This window comes from Burkholderia gladioli, from assembly GCF_000959725.1.
GTDB lineage: Bacteria > Pseudomonadota > Gammaproteobacteria > Burkholderiales > Burkholderiaceae > Burkholderia > Burkholderia gladioli.
Window position 1 is genome coordinate 3,690,545 of record NZ_CP009323.1, and the last position, 25,365, is coordinate 3,715,909.

Sequence of the window (25,365 nt, forward strand, 5' to 3'; positions counted from 1 at the left end):
ACAGAGGCGCCAGAATCAGGAGACACGCGCCATGCTGGATGCCCGCATCAAGGAGCAGTTGAAAGACAAGCTGCTTCGCTACCAGACGCAGGCGGTCGAGATTGCCGCCGCGTTCGACCCAGGCGCCGAGTCGGCGAAACTTCGCGAACTGCTCGATGAAATCGTTTCCGTGTCGGCGCGGCTGACGCTGGTCGAGTCGAGCGGGGACGAGATGGCGGCACCTTCGTTCTCGATCGGCGTGCCCGGCGAGGCGCCGCGCATCCGCTTCTGCGGTGTGCCCACCGGCAGCGAGTTCACCTCGGTGGTGCTGGCGATCCTGCAGGTGGGCGGCCACCGGCCGAAATTCGACGAGGCGCTGCTCGCGCGCATCGAAGCCCTGGGCGGCGACTACGCCTTCGACACCTTCGTTTCCCTGACCTGCCCCTATTGCCAGGAAGTGGTGCAGGCGCTCAACGGCATCGCGGCGCTGAACCCCGGCATCCGCCATCGCGTGATCGATATCGGCCTGTTCCCGGAGGAAGCCCGCGCGCGCGGCATCGAGGTGGTGCCCACCCTCCTGATGAACGAGGAATGGTTCGGCGAAGGCCGCACCACGGCCACGCAGATCACCGCGCGCCTGGCCGGGATCGAGGCCGACATGCGGGAAGCGCTGCGCGCGGCGGGCATCGAGCCCTGACACCGCGTTGGCTCAGCCCGCCGCCGACTGCGTCGTGAATAGGGCCAGTTGGGCGGCGAAGGCGCGCTGGTAGGCGGGCCGCCCCACGGCGCGCGCCGCGTAGGCCGCCAGCCTCGGGAATTCGTCCAGCAGCCCTGAAGGTTTCAGGCGCAACAACACCGCCACCATCATCAGATCGCCCACGCTGAATGCGCCGTCGAGCCAGTCGGCCGTGCCCAGGCGCTCGGACAATTTATCCAGCCGGGCCCGGATGCGATCCTCGACGATCGGCAGGCGCTGCGCGTACCAGGGCTGGTCGCGCTCCTGGAACCTGAGGTTCTGCAGATCGAGGATCGGCGGTTCGATCGTGTTGAGCGCGGCGAACAGCCAGGCGATCGCGCGCGCCCTGGCGTTCGGCTCGGCGCTCAGCAGGCCCGGATGGCGCTGCGCGACATGGAGCACGATCGCGCCCGATTCGAACAACACCAACTCGCCTTCCTCGTAGCTCGGAATCTGCCCGAAGGGATGGCGCGCGCGGTGCTCGGCCTGCTTCATCGCGGCGAACGACAGCAGCCGCACCGTGTAGGCCTGGCCCGCTTCCTCCAGCGCCCAGCGAACCCGCATGTCGCGCGCGAGCCCCTGGCCGCGATCGGGCGAGCGTTCGAACACCGTGACGATGGGAAGCTGGGTGGGGCTCATGGTGGTGTCTCCCTGGTTGTCGGTCGCGCATATCCGATCGACGTTCGCGATCAGGCTGGATCGACATCGCCTGGAAAATTATTTCAGTCAGTTCATTCCAAACAATCCCTCCCGCTGCTGTTCGCATCGAAACGGTCTGGATCGATTCTCCACACTCGCGGCCTTTGCTTTCCGTCGATTGCGTCAATCATGGAATCTGATTCGCCGATTGCCCACTCACTATTTCGCTGCGCGATCATATGCGCAAAAGCCAAACAAATACCTTTCAAAAACAATACGGCCTGTAATAGGATTGAGCGGTAGTCAGGTATTTGTAAACATAGATATTCGTTGAGAGAGAGGGCCGATCATGACCACGCTATACATCACGGCGGCGCCGATAGGCGCTGTTCCCAAGTTTCTCGATCCGCTTGAAGCGACCTTTATTCCCGCTTTCCTGCTGGAAGGATTTTTCGATGCCGGCCAGCGCGCCAAGATCCTGGCCGACCTGAAGGCGGACGGCTGGGAAGTGGTGCCGGCGGGCGGCCTTCTGCTGCAGTCCGGGCATGCCTTTCCGATCGCCGAAAGCCTGCTGCCAGGCGGCGCCCAGGGCGACTCGCTGCGCCAGGCGCTGAGCCAGGCGCACTGGTCGCCGCGCGATGGCGCCTGGCACCCCTCGCAGGCTTCGAATCAAAATGCCGCGCGAATCCCCAAGCAATGGCTGGCCGATGTTTCCAATAAACTGGCGCGGCGCATCGTATTGCAATTGACCACCTATGGCTGGATCGTTTCCGATCAGGGCGATTTGATCTGGGAACACGCGAGCCAGCACAATTACCTGCCGCCTTCATTAATCGAAATGATTCAAAAGGAATCGCCGGCATTATTGACGCATCTGGAAAATGCCGGTTGGACCCTATGTCCGGTCGGTTATTGGCAGGCCGGCAAGGCGCGCTCGCCTTATCTGCCGATTACGCCCGACGCGATTACCGAGGAAACCATTCGCTCGATGCAGGAAGGCGCGGCGGTGGTGCATCTGCATACGCGGGACCTGAGCGACCGCCGGCGCATCGAGATTCCGGGGCTGGGCGCGGTGACGGTCGGCTCGCAGCGCAACCAGATCGTGCTCGACGATTACGACGAGATCGTGCCGATGGTGAAGAAGCGCGAGCCGGGCGCGATCCTGAACCTGTCGACCAGCGTGCGCGGCGATCGTCACGGCGCCCGCAGCACGCTGCGCCGCGCCCACCTGAAGTTCTACGACGACGCGGGATCGATCCCCGAGGTGGCCTCGCTGAGCCCGGCCGCGGTGGTGTTCCAGGGCGGCGGCGGCTACGACAACGCACCGGATTTCCTCGACGCGCAGTTCGCCCATTTCGAGGAAGTCGGCACGCGTCCCGAAGTGGAGGTGTTCAACCACGCGATCGTCGACAACGCCACCTCGCTGTACCGCGACCGGCTGCTGCGCACCGGCAAGCCGGTGCTGTTCATGCTGGTGGCCGGCGTCGATCAGTACCGGCGCGATCCGATCAGCGGCGAGGTGGAGGACGATTCGCTGATCGCCTCGGCGGTGCGCGAGGAGATCGCCGGCCTGCTGGCCGCCGAGAATGCGCAATCGCACCAGCGCGCGGTCGAGCTGGCGGTCGAGCAGTTGCGCCCGGTGGTCGAGCGGCTGCGGGCCAGCTTCCCGGTCTCGAAGGTCTCGATCCTGCTGCCGGGGCCGATGCAGAACCTGCTGGTCGACGTGGCGCTGGCGCTCAAGCTCGACGGCATCCGCGTCGGCCTCGAGGACGGCCTGACCGTCAACGACGCGCGCGTGCCCGGCGGCGTGCGCAAGGCGCGCGGCACCTGGGAGCAGGTCAGCCTGCTGCGCGAGGAACTGCTCGGCAAGGGCGCGAAGATCCTCACGGCGGCCCAGGTGCGCGACATGTTCGGCCTTGGCCACAAGCCGGCCGTGCAGCGCGAGCGCCAGGCCGCGGCGGGCTGAGCGGGCCATGGCGATTTACCGACTTGGCGAGCGCGTGCCGTCGATCGACGACAGCGCCTTCGTGGCCGATACCGCGGCCGTGATCGGCGACGTGCGGCTCGCCGCCGATACCAGCGTCTGGTTCGGCGCCGTGCTGCGCGGCGATACCGAACCCATCGTGATCGGCGAGGGCACCAACGTGCAGGACGGCGCGGTGCTGCATACCGAGCGCGATCGTCCGCTGCGGGTGGCGGCCCATGTCACGATCGGCCACCAGGTGGTGCTGCACGGCTGCACGATCGGCGACTACAGCCTGATCGGCATCCAGGCGGTGGTGCTCGACGGCGCGGTGATCGGCCGCCAGTGCCTGGTGGGCGCGGGTGCGATCGTCACGGCCGGCACCGTGGTGCCGGATCGCTCGCTGGTGCTGGGCGCGCCGGCCAAGGTGGTGCGGGAGCTCTCGGAGGCGGAACTCACGCGCTTGCGCGGCAATATCGAGTTTTATGCCGATCAGCGGCGGCCGCAGTACCTGCGCGAGCTGGTGAGGCTGGATCGGTGAGCGGGCCGCTGCCTGTGTAAGGCATAAGGCCGGCTCAGGCCGGATCGACATCGGCGCGCGGCGGTTTCGCCGCGCGCCGATTTTTCATGATGGCTTATGCCGGCACGGGCCGGTCATTCCAGATGTTCCTGCCGGCGCGCCGCATGATCGAAACGCCGTTCGATGCGGCCGAGGCGCACCACGGTCACGCCGGGGCGCAACTGGCGCAGCGAGGGCATCACCAGCATGCAGTCGTCGTAAGGCGTGCGAACCGCTTCGCCATTCGACCAGCCGATCGTGGTGCCGGCCGTCTCGAAGCGCTCCAGCCCCGTGTAGGGCCCGGCGAAACGGAAATCCATGCTGCTCGCCACCACCGGCTCGGTCACGCGAACCACCGTCATCCGTGCCGGCAAGGGCCGCAGCCAGCCGGCCGGCAAATCGGCCGGCTCGATCACGCCGGCGCCGAGCAGGAAACGGGCGGTGCTGTCTCGCGCGACCTCGACGGCGCTCGCCTCCCAGTGCTGGCCGCATTCGATCAGCAACGCGTTGCGCTCGCTGGCGGGATCGCCGAACCCCGCGTAGTCGCGCAGGCGACGGCCTTCGGGATGGCCTTCGTCGCCAATCACCGTGGCCGGCGCGCCGAGCTGGACGGCCAGTTCGACGCCCTTGTCGAGCGGCCCGGCCACGATCAGCGGCGCGCTTTTCTCGTGCATCGAATGCAGGTCCAGCAGCAGGTCGACCGTGTCGATCACGGGGCGCATCGCGCGGGCCCGATCGAGCTCGGACGAGCGGCGCGCGACGTCGTCGAGCAGGGCCGCCGTCCAGACGCGGTTGAAGTCCTGGTCGACGAAGCGCGCGCGGTCGGGCTGCGCGGGATCGAAGCGTGCATAGGCCGCGACGTTGGCGAAGGCCAGCGTCAGGCGTCCGCGGCGCGGGCGCAGGCCGACGCGCAGCAGCGCGTCCACCACGATCGCGCCGCAGACCTCGTTGCCATGCGTGAGCGCGTTCACCATCACGTGCGGCCCCGGCGCGCCGGAATCGAAGCTGTGGACATGGGCGATGCCGGTGTTGCCCTCGGCATGCACGCCGATATCGGGGAACTCGACTTCGATCGGATAGGCAGCCTGGCTCATGCGAGGGCTCCGTGGCGCGGGTGATGGATCGGCAAGCGGATTCCGGGCCACGAGCCGGGCATGTTCGACAGGCGCGTCATCAGGCTTCCTCGACGGCGGACGTCAACGGCAGCCAGGCGACCTGGATGCCGTTCACATGGAAGGCCAGCCCCAGTTGACCGTGGATCTGCAGCAGGCTGCTGCCGGCCTGGACGGTGCCGGGCAGGGCGGCTCGCGACGCTACGCGGGCGGCACCCGCGGCCAGGCTTTGCGGGCGGGCGGCCCGCAGCGCGGCGACCAGCCCGGCCGGATCGCGCTGGCCGACCGCAAGACGGCACAGGGCGAGCCAGTCGGCACGCTCGTCATCCTGCGGGACGGATTCGCCGGGCGCCACGGGGCGCTCGCGCAGGCGGCCCAGCAGGCGGCGCAGGTGCTGGCGCGAGGCCGCCTCGCTGCGTCCCGTCAGCGGCCCCAGTTCAGCGTGATCGAAACCGAATACCTCGTGCAGCAGCACCACGGCGCCGTCCACGGCTGGCAGCACATGCGCGAGATGCTGCAAGGCGGCTTCCAGGCGCCGGGCCTGCTCGACCAGTTGCTCGGGATGCGCCGCGTCGAGGCCGGGGCTGCCGGTCTCTGCCTCGCGCGCCAGGATGCCCCGGTAACGTTCGCGGCGGCGCAGCACGTCGATGCACAGATGGCGCAGCACGGTGGCGAGCCAGGCCTCGTGGCCGGCCGCGGTGGGCGGCAGGTCGCCCGTGGCGGTTCGCAGGTAGGTGTCCTGGACCAGGTCCTCGGCTTCGCTGCCGTCGGCCAGCCAGCGGCGCGCCAGGGCCAGCAAGCGCCGGCGCAGGGCGCGGTCCTCGGCCAGGGGATGGGAGGCGTGGGTGGATGTCACGTTCATGGCGGCTCGTTCGTATACCGCGTTGAAACTAACACGACCAGGAGTTTTCAACCATGCTTGCCAACGACAAGGAACAGGACGGCGCGGCCCAGCCCGCGCCGGGACAGCCCGGCGCCTTCCTGGAGGAGAAGGCCTTTCGCGCGCGCACCGTGCTGGTGTTCGGCACCATCACCGACGCGCTCGCCTCGGAAACCGTGCGCCGCCTGCTGGCGCTCGATGCCGAATCCGCCGCGCCGATCGACATGATCGTGTCCTCGCCGGGCGGCCATCTCGAGTCGGGCGACGCAATCCACGACGTAGTCCGCTTCATCGACGCGCCGGTCAACATGATCGGCACCGGCTGGGTGGGCAGCGCCGCCACCCACCTGTACCTGGGCGCCGCGCGCGAGCGGCGCTTCTGCCTGCCGCAGACGCGCTTCCTGATCCACCAGCCGAGCGGCGGCGCCAGCGGCCAGGCCAGCGATATCGCGATCCAGGCGCAGGAGATCGTCAAGGCGCGCGAGCGCATCGCGGCGGTGATCGCCCGCGAATGCGGGCAGCCGCTGGCCCGCGTGCTGGAGGATATCGAGCGCGATCGGTGGATGCCGGCGCAGGAGGCGCTGCGATATGGGCTGGTGGCGCGCGTGGTGGAGCGGCGGGCCGAGCTGGCGGATCGCTAAAAGGCCAGTTCAAAAAGGACGCTCAGCTCGGCTGAAGCTGTTCCAGCAGGCGATCGAGCCGCTTGTTCGAGGAATGCTTCGAGAATGTCAGATCGGCGCTCGAAGCGAATGCGTAGACGACGGAATCCATGGAGCCACGACCGCTTCCACGCGATTGCTACGGCCCGTCGTCAAATTGGAATTTTATTCCTGGCCTTCCCCTGTAGACTCACTTCGCCACACGAAATCAGAGCGAAACTGAGTTTCCGGGAGCAAAAACGTGCAGGAAGAACAAGCCACGAATAAGAGTCCACACACGCATGCCTGGCAGGCCGTCAAAGAGCACTTTGGTGACGTTCCGACTGCCGAGCTTTCCTCCGCTTTGCGAGTGTTTCCGAGCTACATTCGGACGGAGGTCCAGGCAGCGTTGCTTGAATGCTTCAAGGCATATCGAACGCGCCTTCTCGGTATCAATCGAGCACACGAAAGCTTCATGCCTGCGCGCATCTCGGGTCTCTTTGTCGAACCGCGAGGCCCGGCGCCAGCGGACTTCGCTCTGACGCCAGTGCGCTATGAATCTATCGATGTCGGCGAAGATGAGCCGGTCGAAGGGTTGGATAACGCCCTCTGGCTGGTCCACGACCAGTCGAATCTTCGAGCAGCCGTTCTTTTCACGCGCTTCGAACCGCCGAGAGGGCCTCGCACCGTCAACGTGGAGATTGCGTTTTCCCCGTCACCGGATAGCGCGGCGTTCGTGACACGCACGTTCGAGACCATCGAACAGACGCTTTCGAAGACCAAACTCTATCGGGGGAAAGTACTCTCGTTTGAGGACAAAGAGGGCTATATCGGGCAGACCAAGGGCGTCACTGTGCATCGTCTGACCACGGTCACGCGCAACGAGGTGATTCTTTCAGCCGCCACGATGGAAGCGCTTGACCTCCACATCTTCCAGTTCGCGAAGAGCAGACCAGCGCTTGCAAAGCTTGGTCACTCCCAACAGAAGGGAATCCTGCTTTACGGGCCGCCTGGCACCGGGAAGACACACATCATTCGCTACCTTGCGTCCAATCTGGAGCATCACACGACGCTGCTCATCACGGCCGGACAGGTCGCGGCACTCGACGAATATGTCAACCTCGCCAAGCTCCTCCAGCCCTGCCTCATCGTTATCGAGGATGTGGATTTGATTGGCAGGGACAGGACGCAGATGAGGGAGACGAAAGAGGAGGCAATGCTCAATCGCCTCCTCAATGAAATGGACGGACTCAGTCCATCGGCACAGCTCTTCTTCATCCTCACCACCAACCGCCCTGACGACATCGAAGATGCCATCGCCGGTCGCCCCGGCCGTATCGACCAAGCCATCGAGATACCGGCTCCCGACGACGAATGTCGCCTGAGGCTGCTCGAGCTTTATGGAAGTGCCATGGAAATCCCGACCGATGTTGCCGAGGCTGCCGTGGCCAAGACAACAGGGGTTAGCGCTGCATTCATAAAAGAGCTCGTCCGCCGATTGGCGCAGCAGAGCATCATGCGAGGCAGCCCCGGCAAGGTGACCATGGGCGACCTGGACAATGTTTTCGCGGAGCTGGCACGCCACGATGGCAAGCTCGCGCGCACGCTTCTAGGTGGAACCGCCGCGTCGCCTCGGACTCAGCCGGCGCGAACGGCGGCCGACTAAGGAAGCTTTGCCATCCGAAGCAGCTCGGGTTCACCGGATTCGCTCGATGCGTGCGCCGATCGACATTGTCGAAGCGCTCCTCAAACCAGCCGGCTCAACCGCCTGCTGGAACAGCTTCAGCCGAGCCGAGCGTCTTTTTGAACTGGCCTTTTAGGAATCGACCGATAGATCGAGCCGGCGGATCGATGGAAGATCGGACGCAAAGGGATCGTCCATCGACCAGCCCATGGATCACGCCGGCCCACGCAGCAAGGGGCCGGTCGGCCGGCCATGATGGATCCGATATCTCACCCAGGCCATGTCGCGCAGCCGAACCGCTTGCCGAGGACATGGCCCGGAAATCGACGCTCCCGCAATACCCAATCGAAGATTGGAATCGGCATGGCAAGTCACGCTTGCCATGCTTTCTTGCCATCGAATCGGGATTTCACGCGGAGACAGTCTCATGTGCCGGACCTTGCAAGCCCTGAACACCATCAAGCACGCTACCCGCGCGCTGGGCGGCCTCGCCCTGCTGACATCGGTGCCCGTTCATGCTCAATCGAACATCACGCTATACGGCACCATCGACATATCACTGAGCCATGTCGGCCATGCCAGGGGCAAGGACAATCTCTGGCTGCTCGGCAACAGCAGCATGGGCAACCTGACCGGCAGCAGCTGGGGCTTGAAGGGCAGCGAGGACCTGGGCGGCGGGCTGAAGGCGATCTTCCAGCTCGAAAACGGCTTCGATCCCGGCAACGGCCAGCTTGCCGGCGGCCGCCTGTTCGGCAACCAGGCCTTCGTCGGCCTCGCCAGCGAGCGATATGGCACGCTCACGCTCGGCCGCCAGTACGATCCGCTGGTCGATCTCGTGCAGGGCATCACCGCCGGCAATGATTTCGGCAGCGCATTCGCGACGGCGGGCGATGTCGACAATTACGACAACAGCTTTCGCGTGAACAACGCGGTGAAATATGCTTCGCCGGCCTTATCCGGCTTGCGCTTCGAGGCGATGTACGCGTTCGGCGGCGTCGCGGGCCGGGTGGGCGCCGGGCAATCGTATTCGGCTGGCCTGGCCTACGAGCTGGGCCCGTTCAGCCTGGCCGGCGGCTATTTCCAGGCCGCCAACACGCCGGCGAAGGCGCGTTGGCGCGAGGACTGGGCCGGCACCTCGGACGGCACCTTCAACGGCCCGGTCAACACCGCGTATGCCAGCGCGCGCTCGATCGGCATCACGCGCGTGGCGGCCCGATACGTGCTGGGCGCATTCACCTTCGGAGCGGGTTATAGCCACGCTCGCTACGGCCGGGACGGCAGTTCGTCATTCCGGGCCGGCGAGCGATTCGACACCGGCCAGGGTTTCCTGACCTACCAGGCAAACGCGGCCTGGCTGATCGGCGCGGGTTACAGCTATACGAAATCGGGCGGAGACAGTTCGACGAGCTATCGACAGTTGTCGCTCGGCTCGGACTACATGCTCTCGAAGCGCACCGACCTGTATGTCACGGCGGCCTATCAGCATGCACGCGGCCGAACCGGCGGCGACGCCGGGAGCAAGCCGAAGGCGCAGGCCTCGATCGGCTCGTATGGTTATGCGGGCACGAGCGTGCAGACCCTGCTCAACCTCGGCGTGCGTCACCGCTTCTGAGACGGCGCGGCGGGATGCCGGGCTGGCCGGCATCCCGAACCCCAGGCGCTCAGTAATACAGATACACATTCCCCGGGCTGGTCGCCACGTTGTAGTTGCATTGCGGCGAGATCGACGAACCGGCACGGCCGGCCTGCCACGGCGGCGACAGCACGTTGCCATTGGTATCCCACACGGTCACGCCGTAGAACTGCGTCATCGCCTGTGGCGGCAACTGGTTGCAGTTGCTGATGCCATACACCTCGAGCACGCCGCCGAACACCCATTGCAGGTTGCCTTGCGGCGAGGTGTTGAGCGTGACGCTGCGCCCGCTGGTGGTGTCCTGCGTGACGATCGCCCAGGAGCCGCAGTTGTAGACGCCCACGCCGCACAGCGAATAGGTATCGCCGACGATCTCGTCGCCGGGCGCGACGTTCACGGGATCGGTGTGGGTGGTGGTGCCCGCCGTGCAGCAGTTCCAGCTCGCGATGGTCCAGGTATGGTCGCCGAAACCGTTCCAGCCCAGCACCGGTTGCAGGATCGATTGCACGGTCGGCAGTTGCTCCAGGCCGGGGAAGAAGAACACCGTCTGGTTCTGCGCATCGCCCGGCACCGAAGGTACCTTCCAGGTGGCACGCAGGCGGCCCACGTTGCTGCCGTTGTTGTAGTTGGCGCTTTCGATCCAGCCGGTATAGGTCGGCTCCACCGTGCCGGATGCGGATTGCGCCTGCACCGGGCCGTTGGCCGTGGCCGCGATGCTATGCCCGGCGCGGTCGAAGTGCGGGCGATCGCACTTGGCCGCCGAGCGCACCGCGCCGTTCTTCTGCAGGATGCTGCCGTCGGTGCGCAGGGTTTCGTTCTGGTGGATGACCTGCACGCAAGCGGGTGAGAAATAACCGTTGGGCGTCACCACGTAGTCGAGCGGCACGTTGGCCGGGCGCGCGGCCCGGTCCAGCGAGGCAACCGTGGTCAACTGGCGCGGCGCGGCGGCGGCCTCGTCGGCCTGCGCTGCCGGCGCGAAGGCCGTCAGCAGCAGGCAGGCGGACAGCAAACGCCAGAGTGGATAGGGCAGGACGCGGGACCGGCTGGGATTCTTGTTCATGGAACATCCTCTCGGAATGAATGGGTTTTAGTTGCCGTTACGAAACGTCTTTTTAATAAGTCACCCGAAGCGCCATTGGATGGTAATGGCTCGCGTCACGCTTTGGAATCTGGAGATAATTTTATTATTGGATATTCAATAATTGGATCGATAAATGAATCACGAAATCAGATTATTGATCGAGTTGTTTTTGATATGGGGCGGCGGCACGATCCAGGCCATTCCGGCGTGACCGGGCGGTCTGGGCACAGGTGATTTTATTTCGCTTTTATGATCGATCTCGCGCATTGCACGCGAGAATCTCGCTTGCCGCCGGCCAGCGAGGAATGGCACTAAACGAAGTCGTTAATATTTGCGAATCCGCGTCCGCCGGTTTTCAGGATTTTCCGGCAACGCGCTTGCCGGCCCGGGATGGAGCGGCGCGGCGGCGCGCCGTGGCCGGCATCGAATCGGTATCCAGTGCCGGTTTTTGCAAGGCGGCCAGCGCCTCCTCCAGCACCACCAGCCAGTTTTCCTCGTAACGGATGCCGACCTGCAGCACCAGCAGTTGCAAGGCCGTGCCGCGATCCCGCGGCTCGTCGGGGAAGTCCTTCTTCTCGATCTCGCGATACAGCGCGAGCTTCTCGCGGTGCCGCTCCATGCGGCGCGCGATCTCCTTTTCCAGCCCGGTGGGCCCGACCGCCGCCTCGGCACGCAGGCGCACCATGAACTCGTCGCGCAGCGCGGGCGGCTCCTCCTCCTCGGTGATCCAGCGCCGCAACTCGCCGCGTCCCGCCGCCAGGATGCGGTAGCCGCGCTTGCGGCCGCGCGTGGAGGTTTCGGGCAGCGCCTCGATGAAGCCGGCTTCCTCCAGGCGCGCCAGCTCGCGATAGATCTGCTGGTGGGTGGCATGCCAGAAATGGCCGATCGATCGATCGAAACGCGCGGCCAGCTCCGATCCGGAACAGGATCGTTCGACCAGCGCGGTGAGCAGGGCATGAGGCAGGGACATCGGATCTCGAACCGGAAAGAGCGCGGGGCGCGCCTAGTGGAAAGCATCCAGCGCCCGCGCTTGACTGTTAATGCAACTGGTTGCAGTATGCCCGAAACCCGAATGCAACTGGTTGCATAAAAATCATGATCCCCTACCCGAACCTGCTGCGTCCGCTCGACCTTGGCTTCACCACCCTGAGAAATCGCGTCCTGATGGGCTCGATGCATATCGGCCTCGAAGAGGCGCCGAACGGCTTCGAGCGCATGGCCGCCTTCTACGCCGAGCGCGCGCGCGGCGAGGTGGGCCTGATCGTGACGGGCGGCATCGCGCCGAACGAACGCGGGCGGCCGATGCGCGGCGGCGCGATGCTGAGCAAGGAGGCCGAGGCGGAACCGCATCGCCGCGTGACCGATGCGGTGCATGCCGAAGGCGGCAAGATCGCGATGCAGATCCTGCATTTCGGGCGCTATTCCTACCAGCCGAACCTGGTGGCGCCGAGCGCGATCCAGGCGCCGATCAATCCCTTCGTGCCGCACGAACTCAGCGACGAGGAAGTCGAGCAGACCATCGACGACTTCGTGCGCTGCGCGGCCCTGGCCCAGCATGCCGGTTACGACGGCGTGGAGATCATGGGTTCCGAGGGCTACCTCATCAACGAATTCATCGCGGCGCGCACCAATCACCGCAGCGATCGCTGGGGCGGGGACTACACGCAGCGCATCCGCTTCCCGGTCGAGATCGTGCGCCGCGTGCGCGAGCGCGTCGGGCCCCGTTTCATCCTGATCTACCGGCTGTCGATGCTCGACCTGGTGGAAGGCGGCTCGACGCTCGACGAGGTGATCCAGCTGGCCCGCGCGATCGAGCAGGCCGGCGCCACCATCATCAACACCGGCATCGGCTGGCACGAGGCGCGGGTGCCCACCATCGCCACCAAGGTGCCGCGCGCGGCCTATGCCTGGGTGACCCAGACGCTGATGGGGCAGGTGAGCGTGCCATTGGTGGCCACCAACCGCATCAACACGCCGGAGATGGCGGAAAGCCTGCTGGCCGATGGCGCTTGCGACATGGTGTCGATGGCGCGCCCGTTCCTGGCCGATGCGGATTTCGTGCGCAAGGCCCGCGAAGGACGCGGCGACGAGATCAACACCTGCATCGGCTGCAACCAGGCCTGCCTCGATCACACCTTCGCCGGCAAGGTCACCTCCTGCCTGGTCAATCCGCGCGCCTGCCACGAGACCGAGATCGTGATCGCGCCGGCCGGGCAACGCAAGCGCATCGCCGTGGTCGGCGCGGGGCCGGCGGGGCTGGCCTGCGCGGTCACCGCGGCCGAGCGCGGCCACGAGGTCACGCTGATCGAGGCGGCCGCCGAGATCGGCGGCCAGTTCAATCTCGCCAAGAAGGTGCCGGGCAAGGAGGAATTCCACGAGACGCTGCGCTACTTCCGCCGCCGCATCGAATCGACCGGCGTGACGCTGCGCCTGGGCGAGCGCGCCAGCGGCGAGGCACTGTTGCGGGAGCAGTTCGACGAGGTGGTGGTGGCCACCGGCATCGTGCCGCGCCGGCCGCCGATCGAGGGCCTGGACCATCCCAAGGTGCTCGCCTATCTGGAGGTGCTGCGCGACGACAAGCCGGTGGGTCGCAAGGTGGCCATCGTCGGCGCTGGCGGGATCGGCTTCGACGTGGCCGAGTACCTGGTGCACGAGGGCGAATCGGCCAGCCTGGACGCCGCGAAGTTCTTCGCCGAATGGGGCGTGGACACCGCCTATGCCGAGCGCGGCGGCCTGCGCCTGCCGCAGCCGGCCCGGGCCGCGCGCCAGGTCTACCTGCTGCAGCGCAAGGCGTCGAAGGTCGGCGACGGGCTCGGCAAGACCACCGGCTGGATCCATCGCGCGGCGCTCAAGGCGCGCGGCGTGAAGATGGTGCCGGCGGTGGAATACCGGCGCATCGACGACGAGGGCCTGCACCTGAGCATCGATGGCGAGCCGCAGGTGCTGCCGGTGGACAACGTGGTGATCTGCGCGGGGCAGGAGCCCTTGCGCGAGCTGGCCGACCAGCTCGAGGCGGCGGGCATGCGCGTGCATGTGATCGGCGGCGCGGCCGAAGCCGGCGAGCTCGACGCCAAGCGCGCGATCCACCAGGGCACCACGCTCGCCGCGAGGCTCTGAGCCCGCGCCCTTTCTCCTTCACCGAACCGAACCCAGCAAGCGGAGCCGCCATGGACCACGCAAGCCTGAACCTGAACCCCGCCGTGGCGCGCTCGCTGGCGAGCTGGCACGAGATGGTGGCCCGCCGCGATCTCGACGGCCTGGACGCCCTCGTCCATCCCGAAGCGCGCTTTCGCTCGCCGATGGCCTTCCATCCCTATGGCCCCGCGCCGGCCCTGCTGATGGCGCTGCGCACGGTGATCACGATCCTCGAGGACTTCAGCTACCACCGCGAGTTCGCCGGCGCCGACGGGCTCGACGTCGTGCTCGAGTTCAGCGCCACGGTGCAGGGCAGGCAGCTCAAGGGCATCGACATGATCCGCTTCGACGAACAGGGGCGGATTGTCGAGTTCGAGGTGATGATCCGCCCGCTCAATGCGCTGCAGTTGCTGGGCGCGGAAATGGGCGCCCGTCTCGGCGCCGTGCTGCCCGGCTTCAAGGCCGGCGCCTGACCTCATCCACCTTCCAGAGCAGAGAGTCTTCCGATGAGCAGCCATCATTTCCAGCTCGATATCGACAAGGGCATCGCGCATCTGCAACTGAGCCGCCCGGATCAATTCAATGTCATGGATCGCGCCTTCTTCACCGGCCTGCGCGATCACGTGCGCGCGCTGGACCAGGGCGGCGAGGTCCGCGCGCTGGTGATCAGCTCGACCGGCAAGCATTTTTCCGCCGGCATGGATTTCCAGGAGTTCGCCAGGATGATGGGCGACTTCGATACCGGCAGCCCGCGCCGGCGGCTCGGTTTCCAGCACGCGCTGGCGGGCCTGATGAACTGTTTCGACGTGCTCGACAAGGCGCGCTTCCCGGTGATCTGCGCGGTGCAGGGCGGCTGCATCGGCGGCGGGCTCGACCTGGCCGCCGCCTGCGATATCCGCCTGTGCTCGGCCGACGCCTTCTTCTGCCTGCAGGAAACCCAGATCGGCATGACGGCGGACCTGGGCGTGCTGCAGCGCCTGGGCCGGCTGATCCCCGCGGGCGCGGCCCGGCAGATGGCCTATACCAGCGAGCGCGTGGGCGCGGAGCGCGCCTTGGCGCTGGGCCTCGTCAATGCGGTGCTGCCCGATGCCGAGGCGCTGCTGCAGCGGGCCATGGAGCTCGCGCGCGAGATCGCCGCGAAATCGCCGCTGGCGGTGGCCGGCACCAAGCTCGCGATGAACTTCGCGCGCGACCACGGCACCGACGAATCGCTGCGCCAGATGGCGGTGCTGCAGAGCGCGATCTTCGATCCGGCCGACCTGCTCGCGGCGGTGCAGGCCTGGCAAACCCGGCGCGATCCCGACTTCGACGGCTTGCCGCCCTTGTTCGAGCTGGAGACGCTGCGCCCCGGCTGATGCTCTCGACTCGTCCCTGCCTCGAAGCCGGGGGCGGCCTGCGCGCTCCCTTACAAAATCATTTGTTAAGCGAACTTCGGCGAGGGCGGGGCAGCCCCGCCCGGGAAATTCCGCGCGTGCTGTAACCGAACGCGCCTGTCGAGCGATCTGGTGAAGACAGACGCCGCGCCTGCACTCCCGCAGCGCGACGCGACGGCCCGGCGCCCGCCGGGCGCCGGTTCACCACAGGATCCCGACATGACGCCAAGCTCCTCCTCGCCACGCACGCTGCTTCGGCTGTTCGACCCCGCCTGGCTGGTCGCGCGGCTGCAGGCCTACGCGCCGCTGCCGGTGCGGGCGATCGTCGGCTACGGCTTTCTCGCGCACGGCTACGCCAAGATCCTCAAGCAGCCCGAACATTTCGCGGCGATCCTGCACGGGATCGGCGTGCCGGCGCCGCACCTGATGGCCTGGGCGACCATCGCGATCGAGCTCGGCGGCGGCCTGGCGGTGCTGGCCGGTGCCTTCGTGCCGCTGGTGGCCTGGCCGATGCTGGCGGTGCTGCTGGTGGCGATGCTGGGCGTGCACCTGCCTTACGGCTTCACCTCGATCAAGCTGATGGACGTGATCGACGGCGTGCCGACATTCGGGCCGCCCGGCGTCGAGACCGATCTGCTCTATGTCGCCGGCCTGCTGACGCTGGCCTTCGGCGGCTCGGGCCCGTTCGCCGTCGATCGCCGGCTCGCGCCCTGGTACGCGCGGCTCGCCGGCGCGCCGCGCCGCGTGGCGGCTTGAGCGGGCCATCCACGTGCTTTCGCCGATGGCAAGCCCGTTCCTGAGCCTGGCAGGCGAGCCGGATTGGTCGCCCGATGCCGCGCCGGTCCGCGCCGCCGGGGGGCGCGCGGCACATCGCGGCGCGGCACCCCAGCCGGGCGACGCCGAGCAGCGGCTGACCGCGCTGCTGCTGCGCTCGATCGAGGGCGACAAGGCCGCCTATCGCGACTTCCTGGTCGAGCTGACGCGGTTGCTGCGCGCGCGCCTGCGCGCCAAGCTGCGCCGCAGCGACGAGGATCTCGAGGACCTGCTGCAGGAGGTGCTGATCGCGGTCCATCACGGGCTCGCCACCTTCCGGCCCGAGGTGCCGCTGACGGCCTGGATCAGCGCGATCGTGCGCTACAAGGTGGCCGACCATCATCGCGCGCGCTATCGCTGGGACGCGCTGCACACGCCGCTCGACGACGATGGCGAGCTGTTCGTCGAGGCGGCCGACGAGGCCGTCGACGCCCGGCGCGACGTGCGGCAACTGCTGGCGACGCTGCCGAAGGGCCAGCGCGTGCCGATCGAGCACACGCGCCTGCTCGGCATGTCGGTGGCGGAAACGGCCTCGGCCACGGGGCTTTCGGAATCGGCCGTGAAGGTGGGCGTGCATCGCGGGCTGAAGGCGCTGGCCGCGCGAATCCGGGGCAAGGGGACGAAAAACGCGGAAAGCGCGGGGAACGAACCATGAACACCGAGGAACTGATCGCGAACCTGGTGGAGGCGCCGCGCGCGCCGGGACGCGCGGCCGTGGCTCGCCGGCTGGGCTGGGCCGTGGCGGCCGGCCTGGCGGCGGCGCTGCTGTTGCTGCCGCTGATCTGGGGCAATACCGGCCGCATCGAGGCGGCGATCCTGCGGCCGATGTTCTGGGCCAAGGTGATGCTGCCGGCCTCGATGACGCTGGCGGCCTTGTGGACCGCCGCGCGGCTCTCGCAGCCCGGCGTGAAGGTCGGGCGGGCCTGGCTCGCGCTCGGCCTGCCGGTGGCGCTGGTGGCGGTCGCGGCAGCGCTGGTGCTGGCCACCGCGCCGCCTGACGCGCGCGCGGGCCTGCTGCTGGGTCATACCTGGCGCACCTGCTCGCTCTATATCGCGGGGCTGTCGATGCCGGCCCTGGCAGTGCTGCTGCACGCGATGCGCGGCCTGGCCGCCACCCGGCCCGTCGCGGCCGGCCGCGTGGCCGGGCTGCTGGCCGGCGCGATCGGCACCCTGGTGTATTGCCTGCGCTGCCCCGAGACGGCCGTGCCGTTCTGGGCGCTCTGGTACCTGGTGGGGATGGCGGTGCCGGCGCTGGCAGGCGGGCTGCTCGGGCGGCGCGTGCTGCGCTGGTAGCGCCGGCTTGCCTGGCGGCGGGCCGGGCGAACGCCGGAAAGCCGCTCGCGAGTATCCGGATTCCCGCCGGTATGCCGTGCCACGCAAGCCCGGCGGCCAAAAGTACAAGTCGCTGTCGCGGCGATGTCAAAACTACAAGGGCCAGGCAAGCCGGCTCCCGAGCGCCGGCGAATCCATGCCGCACCGCCGCATGACGCGACGCGGCCCCGCGCGTTTTTTTCCTCCATTCGACAGACCTGGCTTGGAGCTTGCTAAAGCCAGGGGGCGGCATGCCACGACATGCCAACGAAAGCCCGTCCATCACCTGTCCGAACTGGGAGTTACCTTGGCGCCAAATGTCCTGATGGTCGCCGCCGAAGCGGCGCCGCTTGCCAAGAGCGGCGGTCTCGGCGATATGGTCAGCGCCTGCGCGAGCGCGCTGCGTCAACGCGGAATCGACGTGTCGATCCTGCTGCCCGGCTATGAAAGTGCCTTCGACCAGGCGCTCGCGCCCACGCCGCTCGGCTACCTGCGCGATTTGCCCGGCGGCGACGCGCGATTGTGGCGCGCCGCGATGCCCGACACCGGCGTGCCGGTGCTGCTGCTGGAAATGAATCACCTGTATGGCCATCGCGGCAGCGGCCTCTACCAGGACGAGGGCGGCCGCGACTACCTCGACAACTTCGTGCGCTTCGCCTCGCTGTCGGCGGCCGCCGCGCGGATCGCCTCGGGCGTGCGCGGCGTGAAGCGCCCGCACATCGTCCACGCGCACGACTGGCACACCGGCCTCACGCCGCTCCTGATGAAGCTGGCGGGCGCGCCGGCGCGCAGCGTGTTCACGATCCACAACCTGGCCTTCCAGGGCAACTATCCGCCGGGCCTCGCGCCCTACGCGGGGATTCCGTCCGAGCTGCTGGCCGCCGCGCCGCACGAGCCGCACAGCATCGAGTTCTACGGCGCGCTGAGCTGCATGAAGGCGGCGATCGTCTATGCCGACCGCCTGTCGGCCGTCAGCGAGCGTTATGCGCGCGAGATCCTCACGCCGCGCTTCGGCAATCGCATGGAAGGCGTGCTGGAAGCGCATCGCGACAAGCTCTCGGGGATCGTCAACGGCATCGACGACACGCTCTGGGACCCGCGCCACGACAGCCTGATCGCGCAGGGCTACGGCGTCGACGACCTGGTCGGCAAGCATGCCTGCAAGCGTGCGCTGCAGCAGAGCTACGGACTGCCGACCGATCCGTTCGCGCCGCTGGTGGCGATCGGCAGTCGCCTGACCACGCAGAAGCTGGCCGACCGGCTGTGCGAGGCGATTCCGGCCGCGCTGGAGCGCTGGCCGCGCGCGCAGTTCGCCGTGCTGGGGCAGGGCGAGGCCAGCATCGAATACGAGCTGCGCCAGCTCGCGGCGCGCTGGCCGGGGCGGCTCGGCGTGCATATCGGCTACGACGAGCCGCGTGCGCACCGGCTGCATGCCGGCGCCGACATCCTGCTGCACGCGAGCCGCTTCGAACCCTGCGGGCTCACCCAGCTCTACGCGATGCGCTACGGCACGATCCCGGTCGCCTCGCGCGTGGGCGGGCTGGCCGATACGATCGTCGATCACCGCGCGGCCGACGCGGCACCGGACGAGCACGAGCGCGCCACGCTGGAGCAGGGCGCCACCGGCTTCCTGTTCGACGGCGAGCGCGCGGAGGACATCGTGCAGGCGCTCGAGCGCGCCTTCGATCTGTTCGGCCAGCCGCAGGCGTGGCGGGTCCTGCAACGCAATGCGATGCAGCGCGATTCGAGCTGGGCCGGGCCAACCAAGCGCTATCTCGAGTTGTACCGCTCGCTGGTCGACCTGCCGGCCCTGCGCGAGGAACGCAAGGCGGTGCAGCCGGCGCGTGCGCGCCCGGCAGCCACCGCGCCGCAGATCAGGCCGCAGCCGGCTGCCGAACGCTACGGCGGCGCCGGACTGGCGTCGCGTCGTGGTGGCAACGCCGCCGCTCAGCAGGCCAGCAGCGGGGCCTGAGCGAGGAAGGCAGGGGCATCGACGTATTCGGCTCGTCACGCTGGCGAGCCGCCGTGAATCCAGCGGATCTCACCCTGGCGTCTTGCGGCGCGCCCTCGGACAAGCCGCGCCGGCCTCGCTGCCGCTCACCTCGGCGACGCCAACCGGCGCGTGACTGCGCTCCAGGTAACCGCGCGCGCCGGCTTTCTCCCAGACCGGCAGGCGCGGGCACGAGGCGCGCCAGGCCTCCATCACCTCGCTGTAGGCCCCGCGCCAGAGCCGATCCATTCCAGCAGGTCGAGAATCAGGGCTTCGACGGCGTCGTCGCCCGGCGTTCGCGCGCGTGCCAGTACCTCGGGATTGACCACGTGGATCGGCTGCCCGCGGCGCAGGCGCTGTACGGCATGCTCCGGGAGCAGGCGACGCTGGCTTGAGCGCCGGCGCCAGTCACGGGACAATCCCGCCAACGCGAAACCGACCGGAGGCATCATGCCGATTCACCGAAGACTGGCCTTGTACAGCGATCAGGAAGCGCCAGGCAACGAGGCCATGAACGCGCGCCTGCTGCAACTGATCGGCCGCGAGCGCCCACGGATCGGCTATGTTCCCGCCGAGCCCGACCCACGGCTTCTCTATTTCCATCGTCAGGCCGATTACTATCGCTCGATCGGCGCGGAACTGGACGCGCGGGTGGATCCGCGCGATCCCGCGTCCGAGGCGGCATGGTCGGCGGTGCTGTCGTGCGATGCGATCCACCTGTCGGGCGGCAACACTTTTTCCTTCCTGTCCTGGCTGCGGCGCGGCGATGGGCTTTCACGCCTGGCCCGCTACGCGGCCGAGGGCGGCGTGCTGATCGGCGTCAGCGCGGGCGCGATCCTGATGACGCCGAGCATCGAATCGGCGCTGTTGTGCGGGGACATCCGGGATCCGGAATCGACCGACGATGCCGGGCTCGCCTTGGTCGACTTCCGCTTCTGGCCGCATTTCGATCCGGCGAACCTGATGGCCTGGCAGCGCAGCCTGTCGTCGACCCTGCCGAACCTGCATGCTTGCCCCGACGGCGCGGGCATGGTGGTCGATGGTGAGGATATCGAGCTATTCGGGCGAGTCCGTCGATACGATGGCGGGCAGGCGCATCCTGCTCGAAACGAGGATTGAAGACATCGCGCGCTTGTGTCATCGTCTCGCATCCCCTTGCCAGGAGCCATTCATGTTCGACCATGTCAAATTCGGCGTCAGCGATTACGCGGCAAGTAGACATTTCTTCCTCAAGGCACTCGAGCCGATCGGCGTCGCGGTGCTCGGCGAGGGCGTGCCGACCTACGGCATCGAAATGAGTCCCAAGGGCAAGGCCTCCCTGTGCCTGTACCAGACCGACGAGAGGCCCGCGCACCTGCACCTGGCCTTCACGGCGGATCATCGCGAGCAGGTCGATGCCTTCCATCGCGCGGCGCTGGCGGCCGGCGGCAAGGACAACGGCGCGCCCGGGCTGCGAGCGCATTACCACGCGAACTACTACGCGGCCTTCGTGATCGGCCCGGACGGGCACAACATCGAGATGGTGTGCCACAGCCCGGAGGCTTGAGCGACTTCATTGAAAGGGAGCAGGCGGTGCAACACCAGCCGCTAGACTTGTGCCCCGATACGAGCGCAAAAATCGTCGAACTGCGCATAGCTGCGGAATTGCACGATCGTGACCCCGCCTCGCGCCAAGCTTCACGCCGCCGGCGCCACCGACGCGCCGACGACGCCGTGCCGCGCTAGCGCCTCGGCGACGAAGCCCGAGGCCTTCATCGCCTCGACGAAGTCATGCAGGGCCCGCGCCGCGGCGGGGCCGCGGCGCTTGGGCAAGCCCATCGCCTGCCGGATCACCATGAAGCGCTCGTCGAGCAGGCGCAGGCCGGGCGTGGTGCTGGCATCGGCTTGCAGTTGCTGCCTGACACCCGCCGCCACCTCCAGCCCCTGTTCGAGGAAGGTCTCGACGACCGTCGGCGAGGTGGGCGCGCGCACGATTCGCGCATGCTTCAGGCTGCGCGTCAGGAACAGGTCGTAGGCGCTGCCCTGGCCGACCACCACGCGATGCCCGGCGGCATCCACGTCCTGGTTGCCGCGTATCGGCGAGGCATCGCGCACCAGGTAATAACCTTCGATCAGGACATAGGGCTCGGTGAAGGCGATGGTTTCGCCGCGCAGCGGATCGATGGCGAAGAAACCGAAATCGGCGCGTTCCTCGCCGACGGCCTGCACCGACTTGCCCGCCGCATCGAACACCACCAGTTCCAGTTCGACGCCGAGGCGCTCGGCGAGGGCGCGCGCGAGGTCGACCGACACGCCGGCCGGCTCGCCCGCGGCGTCCTTGCCGGCGAGGATCGGGTTGCCGAGGTTGATGGAGGCACGCAGCCTGCCTTCGGGGGCGAAGGCCTGAAGCAAGGACGGATCGAGTGTCATGGCGATGGAATCAAGTCGAGAGTGGAAGGGGGGATGTCGTCTATCGAGGCGTGACGCCGCCGCCGGGACGCCGATGCCAGTCCAGCACCTCGGCGAGCGCGAGCGCCGAATGCGGGCCGAGCATCAGGCAATGCGGCGCGTCGGCGAGCAGGCGATACGAGGCGCCGTAGAAGCGCGCGATCGCGGCGTCCTGGCCTTCGGGGTGGCGCGCCGGATCGTCGAGGCCGGCCGACACGACGTGCGTCTTGCGCGCGAGCGGCGCCGGATCGACGGCCAGGCCAAGCGTGTAGCGATCGTTCAGCGCGGCGGGGCTTTCCCGGCCCAGCAGGCGATACCAGTGCTCGCTCCATGCCCGGGCCTGGCCGCCGAGATAGCGTTGCAGCGCGAGCTCGTACGCAGGCGGCGCCACCGGTTCACCCGGCGCCACGCCGGCCACGCGAGCCGCGCCGGGCAGGTTGCCGGGCGGCGAGGGCGCGAGCAGCACGATGCCGGCGAACTCGATGCGTGCCGCCGCCCGCGCCACCGCCAGCGCGCCCAGGCTATGGCCGACCACGGTGAGGCCACGGCGCGGCAGCGAGGCGGCTTCGACGATCGCTTCCGCGTAATCGTCGAGGGTCGTGGTTAGCGGCAGGGCCTCGTTCGCGAGGAAACCATGCCCGGCCAGGTCTAGGGCCGCCGAGGCGATGCCGATCTCGTCCAGGCATTGCATCCATGCCCCGAAGCACCAGGCGCCGTGGAATGCGCCATGCACGAACAACAGGCGCGGCTCGCTCGCGCCCGCCACGTACAGCGCCCCCCCGGCGGCCAGCCGCCGTGCCGGCAGCGCGGCGACGAAATCCGGCGCGAAGCCTTCGCCGGGCATCGGCGGCAATGACGTGGATGATCGCATCATCGAAGCTCAGCCTGCCGCGCGCGCCGCATTCGCCTCGATCCCGGCCGCTGCGCCCGGGCGCAGCAGGACGGCCACGGCGAGCACGCTGGCCAGGGCGATCGCTCCCGCCAGCACGAAGGCACTGAAGAAGGTATGGCTTTCCTGCACCAGGAAACCCGTCACGGCCGGGCCGACGATGCCCGCGCAATTCGCGATCGAATGCACGCAGCCGCCGACGCTGCCGAGCTTCGGGCCGGGAATGGTGTCCTGGATCAGCGCCCAATAGGTGCTGCCGCTCAGATACAGCGCGAACACGCCGACCGCCATCAGCAGCAGCGCGCCGAGCGTGGTGGTCACCGCGCCGGCCAGCGCCACGCAGATGCCGGCCGTGCCGAGGCAGACGATCAGCACCCACTTGCGCGCGCGTAGCGCATTGCCGGTGCGCCGGAAGATCCAGTCCGACAGCAGCCCGCTCAGGCCGTAGCCGATGAAACCGAGCAGCCAGGGCAGCACCGTGGCCAGGCTCATGCTCTTCAGGCTCAGGTGCCGGTCCATGGTCAGGAAGCTCGGGAACCAGGTGAGGAAGAAGAACAGGATGTAGCTGTAGCCGAAGTAGGAGATCATCGCCGCGAGGATCGCCGGCTGCCGCAGGTAGGTGCCGAGCCGCTGCACGTCGGCCGGCGTCTCCGGCACGCTGCGATCCGATTCGATCAGCTCGCGCTCCTGCATCGAGACGCGCGGATGCTGCCGCGGCCGGTCGGTCGCCAGCCGATGCCAGAACAGCAGCCAGACCAGCCCGAAGCAGGCGATGCCGGCGAACGCGACGCGCCATCCGTAGGCGGCGGTCATCAGCCCGACCACTGGCCCCGCCACCGCGCCGCCCAGCGGCAGCCCGCAGTTGGCGAAGCCGAAGGCGGTGGCCGATTCCCTGTGCGGAAACCAGTTGTTGACGATCTTGTTGATGGTGGTGGCCAGCGGCCCCTCGGCCATGCCGAACAGGGTGCGCACCGCCAGCAGCGAGCCGAATCCGCTCGCCAGGCCGGTGGCGCCGCACAGCAGCGACCACAGCAGGATCGCGCCCGAGAACACGTTCTTGCCGCCCCAGCGGTCGGCCGCCCAGCCGCCGATGAAGTTGAAGGCCGCGTAGCCGACGAAGAAGGTCGAGAACACCAGCCCGAGATGCGCCGGCGAGATATGCAGCTCCTGCGCGACGGCGGGCGCCGCGACGGACAGCGCCGAGCGGTCCAGGTAGTTGATGAAGCCCGCGATGAACAGCAGCAAAACGATACGCCATCGGATCTTGGTCACATGCCGCTCCTTAGCTTGTCATGGAGGCGCGGGCCGGGCTCGATGCCGGCTGCGCCACCTGTCTCCCCTCGATGTGCCGCGGCCGGCTCAGGCCTCGCGGCGGATGCCGGCGGCGGCTTCCAGCATCGCGCGCTGCGCCTCGCCGATATCGATGCCGTCGCGCATCTGCCGCTCGAGGCGCGCCAGCTCGATCTCGCCGGGCACCACCACCGGCGCGGCCGGGTCGGCCGCCGCCGAGCCGTGCAGGATCGCCGCGTAGTCGCCCATGCGCTGCGCCAGCCAGTCGCCGCTGCCCAGCATCCGCGTGTCGATCAGGATGAAGAAGTGGCCGAGGTCCTGCGGCTGGTCGGGCTCGTCCTCCCAGGACTTCACGTGCGTGAGGTAGGCCGCGCCCGACAACAGCCCGGCGAGCAGGTCGACCACCAGCGCCAGGCCGTAGCCCTTGTGGCCGCCGATCGGCAGCAGGAAGCCGTCGAGCGCCGCCTTCGGGTCGGTGGTCGGGCGGCCTTGCGCGTCGGTGGCCCAGTCGCCGGGGATCGACTCGCCGCGCTTGAGCGCGTTGCGGATCTTGGCGCGCGCCGCGACGCTGATCGCCATGTCCAGCATGAAGGGGCGGCCGCCCGGATTGGGCACGCCGAAGCCCACCGGGCTGTTGCCGAGCCGGGCGTCGGTGCCGCCCCAGGGCGCGATGGTGGTGGTGGCATTGCTGCCGATGATGCTGGCGAAACCCTGCTCGGCGGCCAGGTAGCTGTAGGGCGAGACCGGGCCGAAATGATTGCTGCCGCGCACCAGCACGCAGGCGATGCCCTGTTCGCGCGCCGCCTTCATGCCGAGCTGCAGCGCGCGATAGCCGACCAGCGGGCCCACGCCGTTGTCGCCGTCGAGCCGGTGCAGCGCCGGGCCGACCTGTTCGGCGCGAATCTCGGGCCGGGCCTTGATGCCGCCGATGCGCAGGCGCGCGCCATAGGATTCGATGCGGCTGGTGCCGTGGGTGCGCAGCCCGAACAGGTCGGCCAGCACCAGGATGGTGGCGGCCTCGGCGGCATCGTCGCGCGCCAGGCCGAGCGCGCACAGCGCCTCGATCGTCAGGTCGGTCAGTTCGGCCTTGCCGAGGATGCCGCTGGAAGTGGTGGCTTGGGTCATGGAATGCGTCGTCTCCTGGATCTCGAATCGGAATGTCGGGCGGCGCCGCGATGGGCCGCTCCTGTTCCGTTCATGATGTGGCCGAGGCGATTACCGTGACAAACGCAT

25 protein-coding genes and 1 pseudogene are annotated in these 25,365 nt (G+C 68.0%); 15 read left to right on the forward strand and 11 right to left on the reverse strand.

Features of this window, described 5'->3' with window-relative positions:
- Positions 1-31: 31 nt before the first annotated feature.
- Complete coding sequence (locus tag BM43_RS33550) at positions 32-676, forward strand: thioredoxin family protein (RefSeq protein WP_052409269.1); 645 nt, start codon at positions 32-34, stop codon at positions 674-676.
- A 12-nt stretch (positions 677-688) separates the two neighbouring features.
- On the opposite strand, the gene BM43_RS33555 is transcribed toward BM43_RS33550, so the two are convergent.
- Positions 689-1,354, reverse strand: a complete 666-nt coding sequence (locus tag BM43_RS33555) for a glutathione S-transferase family protein (RefSeq protein WP_036051524.1) — start codon at positions 1,352-1,354, stop codon at positions 689-691.
- Between the two features lie 349 nt (positions 1,355-1,703).
- On the opposite strand from BM43_RS33555, the gene BM43_RS33560 reads away from it, so the two are divergent.
- Together BM43_RS33560 and BM43_RS33565 are read left to right on the forward strand one after the other, a co-directional pair.
- A complete protein-coding gene (locus BM43_RS33560; protein WP_036051523.1) occupies positions 1,704-3,320 on the forward strand; it encodes a 3-keto-5-aminohexanoate cleavage protein in 1,617 nt (538 codons plus the stop codon).
- Between the two features lie 7 nt (positions 3,321-3,327).
- Complete coding sequence (locus tag BM43_RS33565) at positions 3,328-3,858, forward strand: gamma carbonic anhydrase family protein (RefSeq protein ID WP_036051522.1); 531 nt, start codon at positions 3,328-3,330, stop codon at positions 3,856-3,858.
- 113 nt (positions 3,859-3,971) lie between these two features.
- Here the strand turns inward: BM43_RS33565 and BM43_RS33570 are convergent, their stop codons facing one another.
- Both BM43_RS33570 and BM43_RS33575 read right to left on the reverse strand, forming a co-directional pair.
- Positions 3,972-4,970, reverse strand: coding sequence for a M14 family metallopeptidase (locus BM43_RS33570; RefSeq protein ID WP_036051520.1), 999 nt, complete (start codon positions 4,968-4,970; stop codon positions 3,972-3,974).
- Between the two features lie 79 nt (positions 4,971-5,049).
- The gene (locus BM43_RS33575) at positions 5,050-5,850 is read right to left on the reverse strand and encodes an RNA polymerase sigma factor (RefSeq protein WP_042286215.1); all 801 of its coding nucleotides are present in this window, start codon (positions 5,848-5,850) and stop codon (positions 5,050-5,052) included.
- Positions 5,851-5,903: 53 nt separating this feature from the next.
- Between BM43_RS33575 and BM43_RS33580 the strand changes: the two genes are divergently transcribed.
- Entirely contained in the window at positions 5,904-6,509 is a 606-nt protein-coding gene (locus BM43_RS33580) for an ATP-dependent Clp protease proteolytic subunit (protein ID WP_036051518.1), read from the forward strand.
- Positions 6,510-6,518: 9 nt separating this feature from the next.
- Here BM43_RS33580 and BM43_RS42405 read toward each other — a convergent pair.
- Positions 6,519-6,649, reverse strand: a pseudogene (locus tag BM43_RS42405) (IS5/IS1182 family transposase); the annotation flags it as partial.
- Positions 6,650-6,768: 119 nt separating this feature from the next.
- On the opposite strand from BM43_RS42405, the gene BM43_RS33585 reads away from it, so the two are divergent.
- Together BM43_RS33585 and BM43_RS33590 are read left to right on the forward strand one after the other, a co-directional pair.
- Positions 6,769-8,172 (forward strand): AAA family ATPase, encoded by a 1,404-nt coding sequence (locus BM43_RS33585; RefSeq protein ID WP_036051516.1) that lies wholly within the window; start codon positions 6,769-6,771, stop codon positions 8,170-8,172.
- Positions 8,173-8,617: 445 nt separating this feature from the next.
- Positions 8,618-9,802 carry a porin gene (locus tag BM43_RS33590; RefSeq protein WP_042286213.1) on the forward strand — a complete coding sequence of 395 codons (1,185 nt, stop codon included), beginning with the start codon at positions 8,618-8,620 and terminating at the stop codon, positions 9,800-9,802.
- A gap of 49 nt (positions 9,803-9,851) precedes the next feature.
- On the opposite strand, the gene BM43_RS33595 is transcribed toward BM43_RS33590, so the two are convergent.
- Together BM43_RS33595 and BM43_RS33600 are read right to left on the reverse strand one after the other, a co-directional pair.
- On the reverse strand, positions 9,852-10,883 hold the full coding sequence (locus BM43_RS33595) for a hypothetical protein (RefSeq protein ID WP_036051514.1): 1,032 nt from the start codon (positions 10,881-10,883) through the stop codon (positions 9,852-9,854).
- A gap of 376 nt (positions 10,884-11,259) precedes the next feature.
- The gene (locus BM43_RS33600; RefSeq protein WP_036051512.1) at positions 11,260-11,874 is read right to left on the reverse strand and encodes a PadR family transcriptional regulator; all 615 of its coding nucleotides are present in this window, start codon (positions 11,872-11,874) and stop codon (positions 11,260-11,262) included.
- 125 nt (positions 11,875-11,999) lie between these two features.
- Between BM43_RS33600 and BM43_RS33605 the strand changes: the two genes are divergently transcribed.
- The 7 genes from BM43_RS33605 (at position 12,000) to glgA (ending at position 19,508) form a co-directional block, all read left to right on the forward strand.
- Positions 12,000-14,021 carry an NADPH-dependent 2,4-dienoyl-CoA reductase gene (locus BM43_RS33605; protein ID WP_036051510.1) on the forward strand — a complete coding sequence of 674 codons (2,022 nt, stop codon included), beginning with the start codon at positions 12,000-12,002 and terminating at the stop codon, positions 14,019-14,021.
- A 50-nt stretch (positions 14,022-14,071) separates the two neighbouring features.
- Positions 14,072-14,512, forward strand: coding sequence for a nuclear transport factor 2 family protein (locus BM43_RS33610; RefSeq protein WP_036051509.1), 441 nt, complete (start codon positions 14,072-14,074; stop codon positions 14,510-14,512).
- A gap of 33 nt (positions 14,513-14,545) precedes the next feature.
- A complete protein-coding gene (locus tag BM43_RS33615; RefSeq protein WP_036051507.1) occupies positions 14,546-15,394 on the forward strand; it encodes an enoyl-CoA hydratase-related protein in 849 nt (282 codons plus the stop codon).
- A 237-nt stretch (positions 15,395-15,631) separates the two neighbouring features.
- Complete coding sequence (locus BM43_RS33620; protein ID WP_080742236.1) at positions 15,632-16,168, forward strand: DoxX family protein; 537 nt, start codon at positions 15,632-15,634, stop codon at positions 16,166-16,168.
- A gap of 25 nt (positions 16,169-16,193) precedes the next feature.
- Positions 16,194-16,880 carry a sigma-70 family RNA polymerase sigma factor gene (locus BM43_RS33625; RefSeq protein WP_080742235.1) on the forward strand — a complete coding sequence of 229 codons (687 nt, stop codon included), beginning with the start codon at positions 16,194-16,196 and terminating at the stop codon, positions 16,878-16,880.
- Entirely contained in the window at positions 16,877-17,518 is a 642-nt protein-coding gene (locus tag BM43_RS33630) for a DUF1109 domain-containing protein (RefSeq protein WP_036051505.1), read from the forward strand. The genes BM43_RS33625 and BM43_RS33630 overlap by 4 nt, the downstream gene beginning before the upstream one ends.
- 325 nt (positions 17,519-17,843) lie before the next feature.
- Positions 17,844-19,508, forward strand: coding sequence for a glycogen synthase GlgA (gene glgA, locus BM43_RS33635; protein WP_036051502.1), 1,665 nt, complete (start codon positions 17,844-17,846; stop codon positions 19,506-19,508).
- Positions 19,509-19,577: 69 nt separating this feature from the next.
- Here glgA and BM43_RS33640 read toward each other — a convergent pair whose 3' ends face one another.
- Complete coding sequence (locus BM43_RS33640) at positions 19,578-19,775, reverse strand: hypothetical protein (protein ID WP_052409268.1); 198 nt, start codon at positions 19,773-19,775, stop codon at positions 19,578-19,580.
- A 72-nt stretch (positions 19,776-19,847) separates the two neighbouring features.
- On the opposite strand from BM43_RS33640, the gene BM43_RS33645 reads away from it, so the two are divergent.
- A complete protein-coding gene (locus tag BM43_RS33645) occupies positions 19,848-20,645 on the forward strand; it encodes a Type 1 glutamine amidotransferase-like domain-containing protein (protein ID WP_230676278.1) in 798 nt (265 codons plus the stop codon).
- A 52-nt stretch (positions 20,646-20,697) separates the two neighbouring features.
- A complete protein-coding gene (locus BM43_RS33650) occupies positions 20,698-21,072 on the forward strand; it encodes a VOC family protein (protein WP_036051501.1) in 375 nt (124 codons plus the stop codon).
- Positions 21,073-21,203: 131 nt separating this feature from the next.
- Here the strand turns inward: BM43_RS33650 and BM43_RS33655 are convergent, their stop codons facing one another.
- The 4 genes from BM43_RS33655 to BM43_RS33670 all read right to left on the reverse strand — a co-directional run bounded on the left by BM43_RS33655 (position 21,204) and on the right by BM43_RS33670 (position 25,257).
- Positions 21,204-21,935 (reverse strand): ABC transporter substrate-binding protein, encoded by a 732-nt coding sequence (locus BM43_RS33655; RefSeq protein ID WP_036051500.1) that lies wholly within the window; start codon positions 21,933-21,935, stop codon positions 21,204-21,206.
- Positions 21,936-21,975: 40 nt separating this feature from the next.
- Entirely contained in the window at positions 21,976-22,827 is an 852-nt protein-coding gene (locus tag BM43_RS33660; RefSeq protein ID WP_063769163.1) for an alpha/beta fold hydrolase, read from the reverse strand.
- Between the two features lie 6 nt (positions 22,828-22,833).
- A complete protein-coding gene (locus BM43_RS33665; RefSeq protein WP_036051498.1) occupies positions 22,834-24,114 on the reverse strand; it encodes an MFS transporter in 1,281 nt (426 codons plus the stop codon).
- An 87-nt stretch (positions 24,115-24,201) separates the two neighbouring features.
- On the reverse strand, positions 24,202-25,257 hold the full coding sequence (locus tag BM43_RS33670) for an Ldh family oxidoreductase (RefSeq protein ID WP_036051496.1): 1,056 nt from the start codon (positions 25,255-25,257) through the stop codon (positions 24,202-24,204).
- Positions 25,258-25,365: the final 108 nt, after the last annotated feature.

Bases quoted from the DNA above. Each gene is read 5' to 3' on its own strand.
- BM43_RS33560 (WP_036051523.1), top strand. From the start codon at position 1,704: ATGACCACGCTATACATCACGGCGGCGCCGATAGGCGCTGTTCCCAAG.
- BM43_RS33555 (WP_036051524.1), bottom strand. From the start codon at position 1,354: ATGAGCCCCACCCAGCTTCCCATCGTCACGGTGTTCGAACGCTCGCCC.
- BM43_RS33575 (WP_042286215.1), bottom strand. From the start codon at position 5,850: ATGAACGTGACATCCACCCACGCCTCCCATCCCCTGGCCGAGGACCGC.
- BM43_RS33605 (WP_036051510.1), top strand. From the start codon at position 12,000: ATGATCCCCTACCCGAACCTGCTGCGTCCGCTCGACCTTGGCTTCACC.
- BM43_RS33655 (WP_036051500.1), bottom strand. From the start codon at position 21,935: ATGACACTCGATCCGTCCTTGCTTCAGGCCTTCGCCCCCGAAGGCAGG.
- BM43_RS33570 (WP_036051520.1), bottom strand. From the start codon at position 4,970: ATGAGCCAGGCTGCCTATCCGATCGAAGTCGAGTTCCCCGATATCGGC.
- BM43_RS33610 (WP_036051509.1), top strand. From the start codon at position 14,072: ATGGACCACGCAAGCCTGAACCTGAACCCCGCCGTGGCGCGCTCGCTG.
- BM43_RS33625 (WP_080742235.1), top strand. From the start codon at position 16,194: ATGGCAAGCCCGTTCCTGAGCCTGGCAGGCGAGCCGGATTGGTCGCCC.
- BM43_RS33580 (WP_036051518.1), top strand. From the start codon at position 5,904: ATGCTTGCCAACGACAAGGAACAGGACGGCGCGGCCCAGCCCGCGCCG.
- BM43_RS33640 (WP_052409268.1), bottom strand. From the start codon at position 19,775: ATGGATCGGCTCTGGCGCGGGGCCTACAGCGAGGTGATGGAGGCCTGG.
- BM43_RS33550 (WP_052409269.1), top strand. From the start codon at position 32: ATGCTGGATGCCCGCATCAAGGAGCAGTTGAAAGACAAGCTGCTTCGC.
- BM43_RS33565 (WP_036051522.1), top strand. From the start codon at position 3,328: ATGGCGATTTACCGACTTGGCGAGCGCGTGCCGTCGATCGACGACAGC.
- BM43_RS33660 (WP_063769163.1), bottom strand. From the start codon at position 22,827: ATGATGCGATCATCCACGTCATTGCCGCCGATGCCCGGCGAAGGCTTC.
- BM43_RS33630 (WP_036051505.1), top strand. From the start codon at position 16,877: ATGAACACCGAGGAACTGATCGCGAACCTGGTGGAGGCGCCGCGCGCG.
- BM43_RS33615 (WP_036051507.1), top strand. From the start codon at position 14,546: ATGAGCAGCCATCATTTCCAGCTCGATATCGACAAGGGCATCGCGCAT.
- BM43_RS33620 (WP_080742236.1), top strand. From the start codon at position 15,632: ATGACGCCAAGCTCCTCCTCGCCACGCACGCTGCTTCGGCTGTTCGAC.
- BM43_RS33670 (WP_036051496.1), bottom strand. From the start codon at position 25,257: ATGACCCAAGCCACCACTTCCAGCGGCATCCTCGGCAAGGCCGAACTG.
- BM43_RS33600 (WP_036051512.1), bottom strand. From the start codon at position 11,874: ATGTCCCTGCCTCATGCCCTGCTCACCGCGCTGGTCGAACGATCCTGT.
- BM43_RS33650 (WP_036051501.1), top strand. From the start codon at position 20,698: ATGTTCGACCATGTCAAATTCGGCGTCAGCGATTACGCGGCAAGTAGA.
- BM43_RS33590 (WP_042286213.1), top strand. From the start codon at position 8,618: ATGTGCCGGACCTTGCAAGCCCTGAACACCATCAAGCACGCTACCCGC.
- BM43_RS33595 (WP_036051514.1), bottom strand. From the start codon at position 10,883: ATGAACAAGAATCCCAGCCGGTCCCGCGTCCTGCCCTATCCACTCTGG.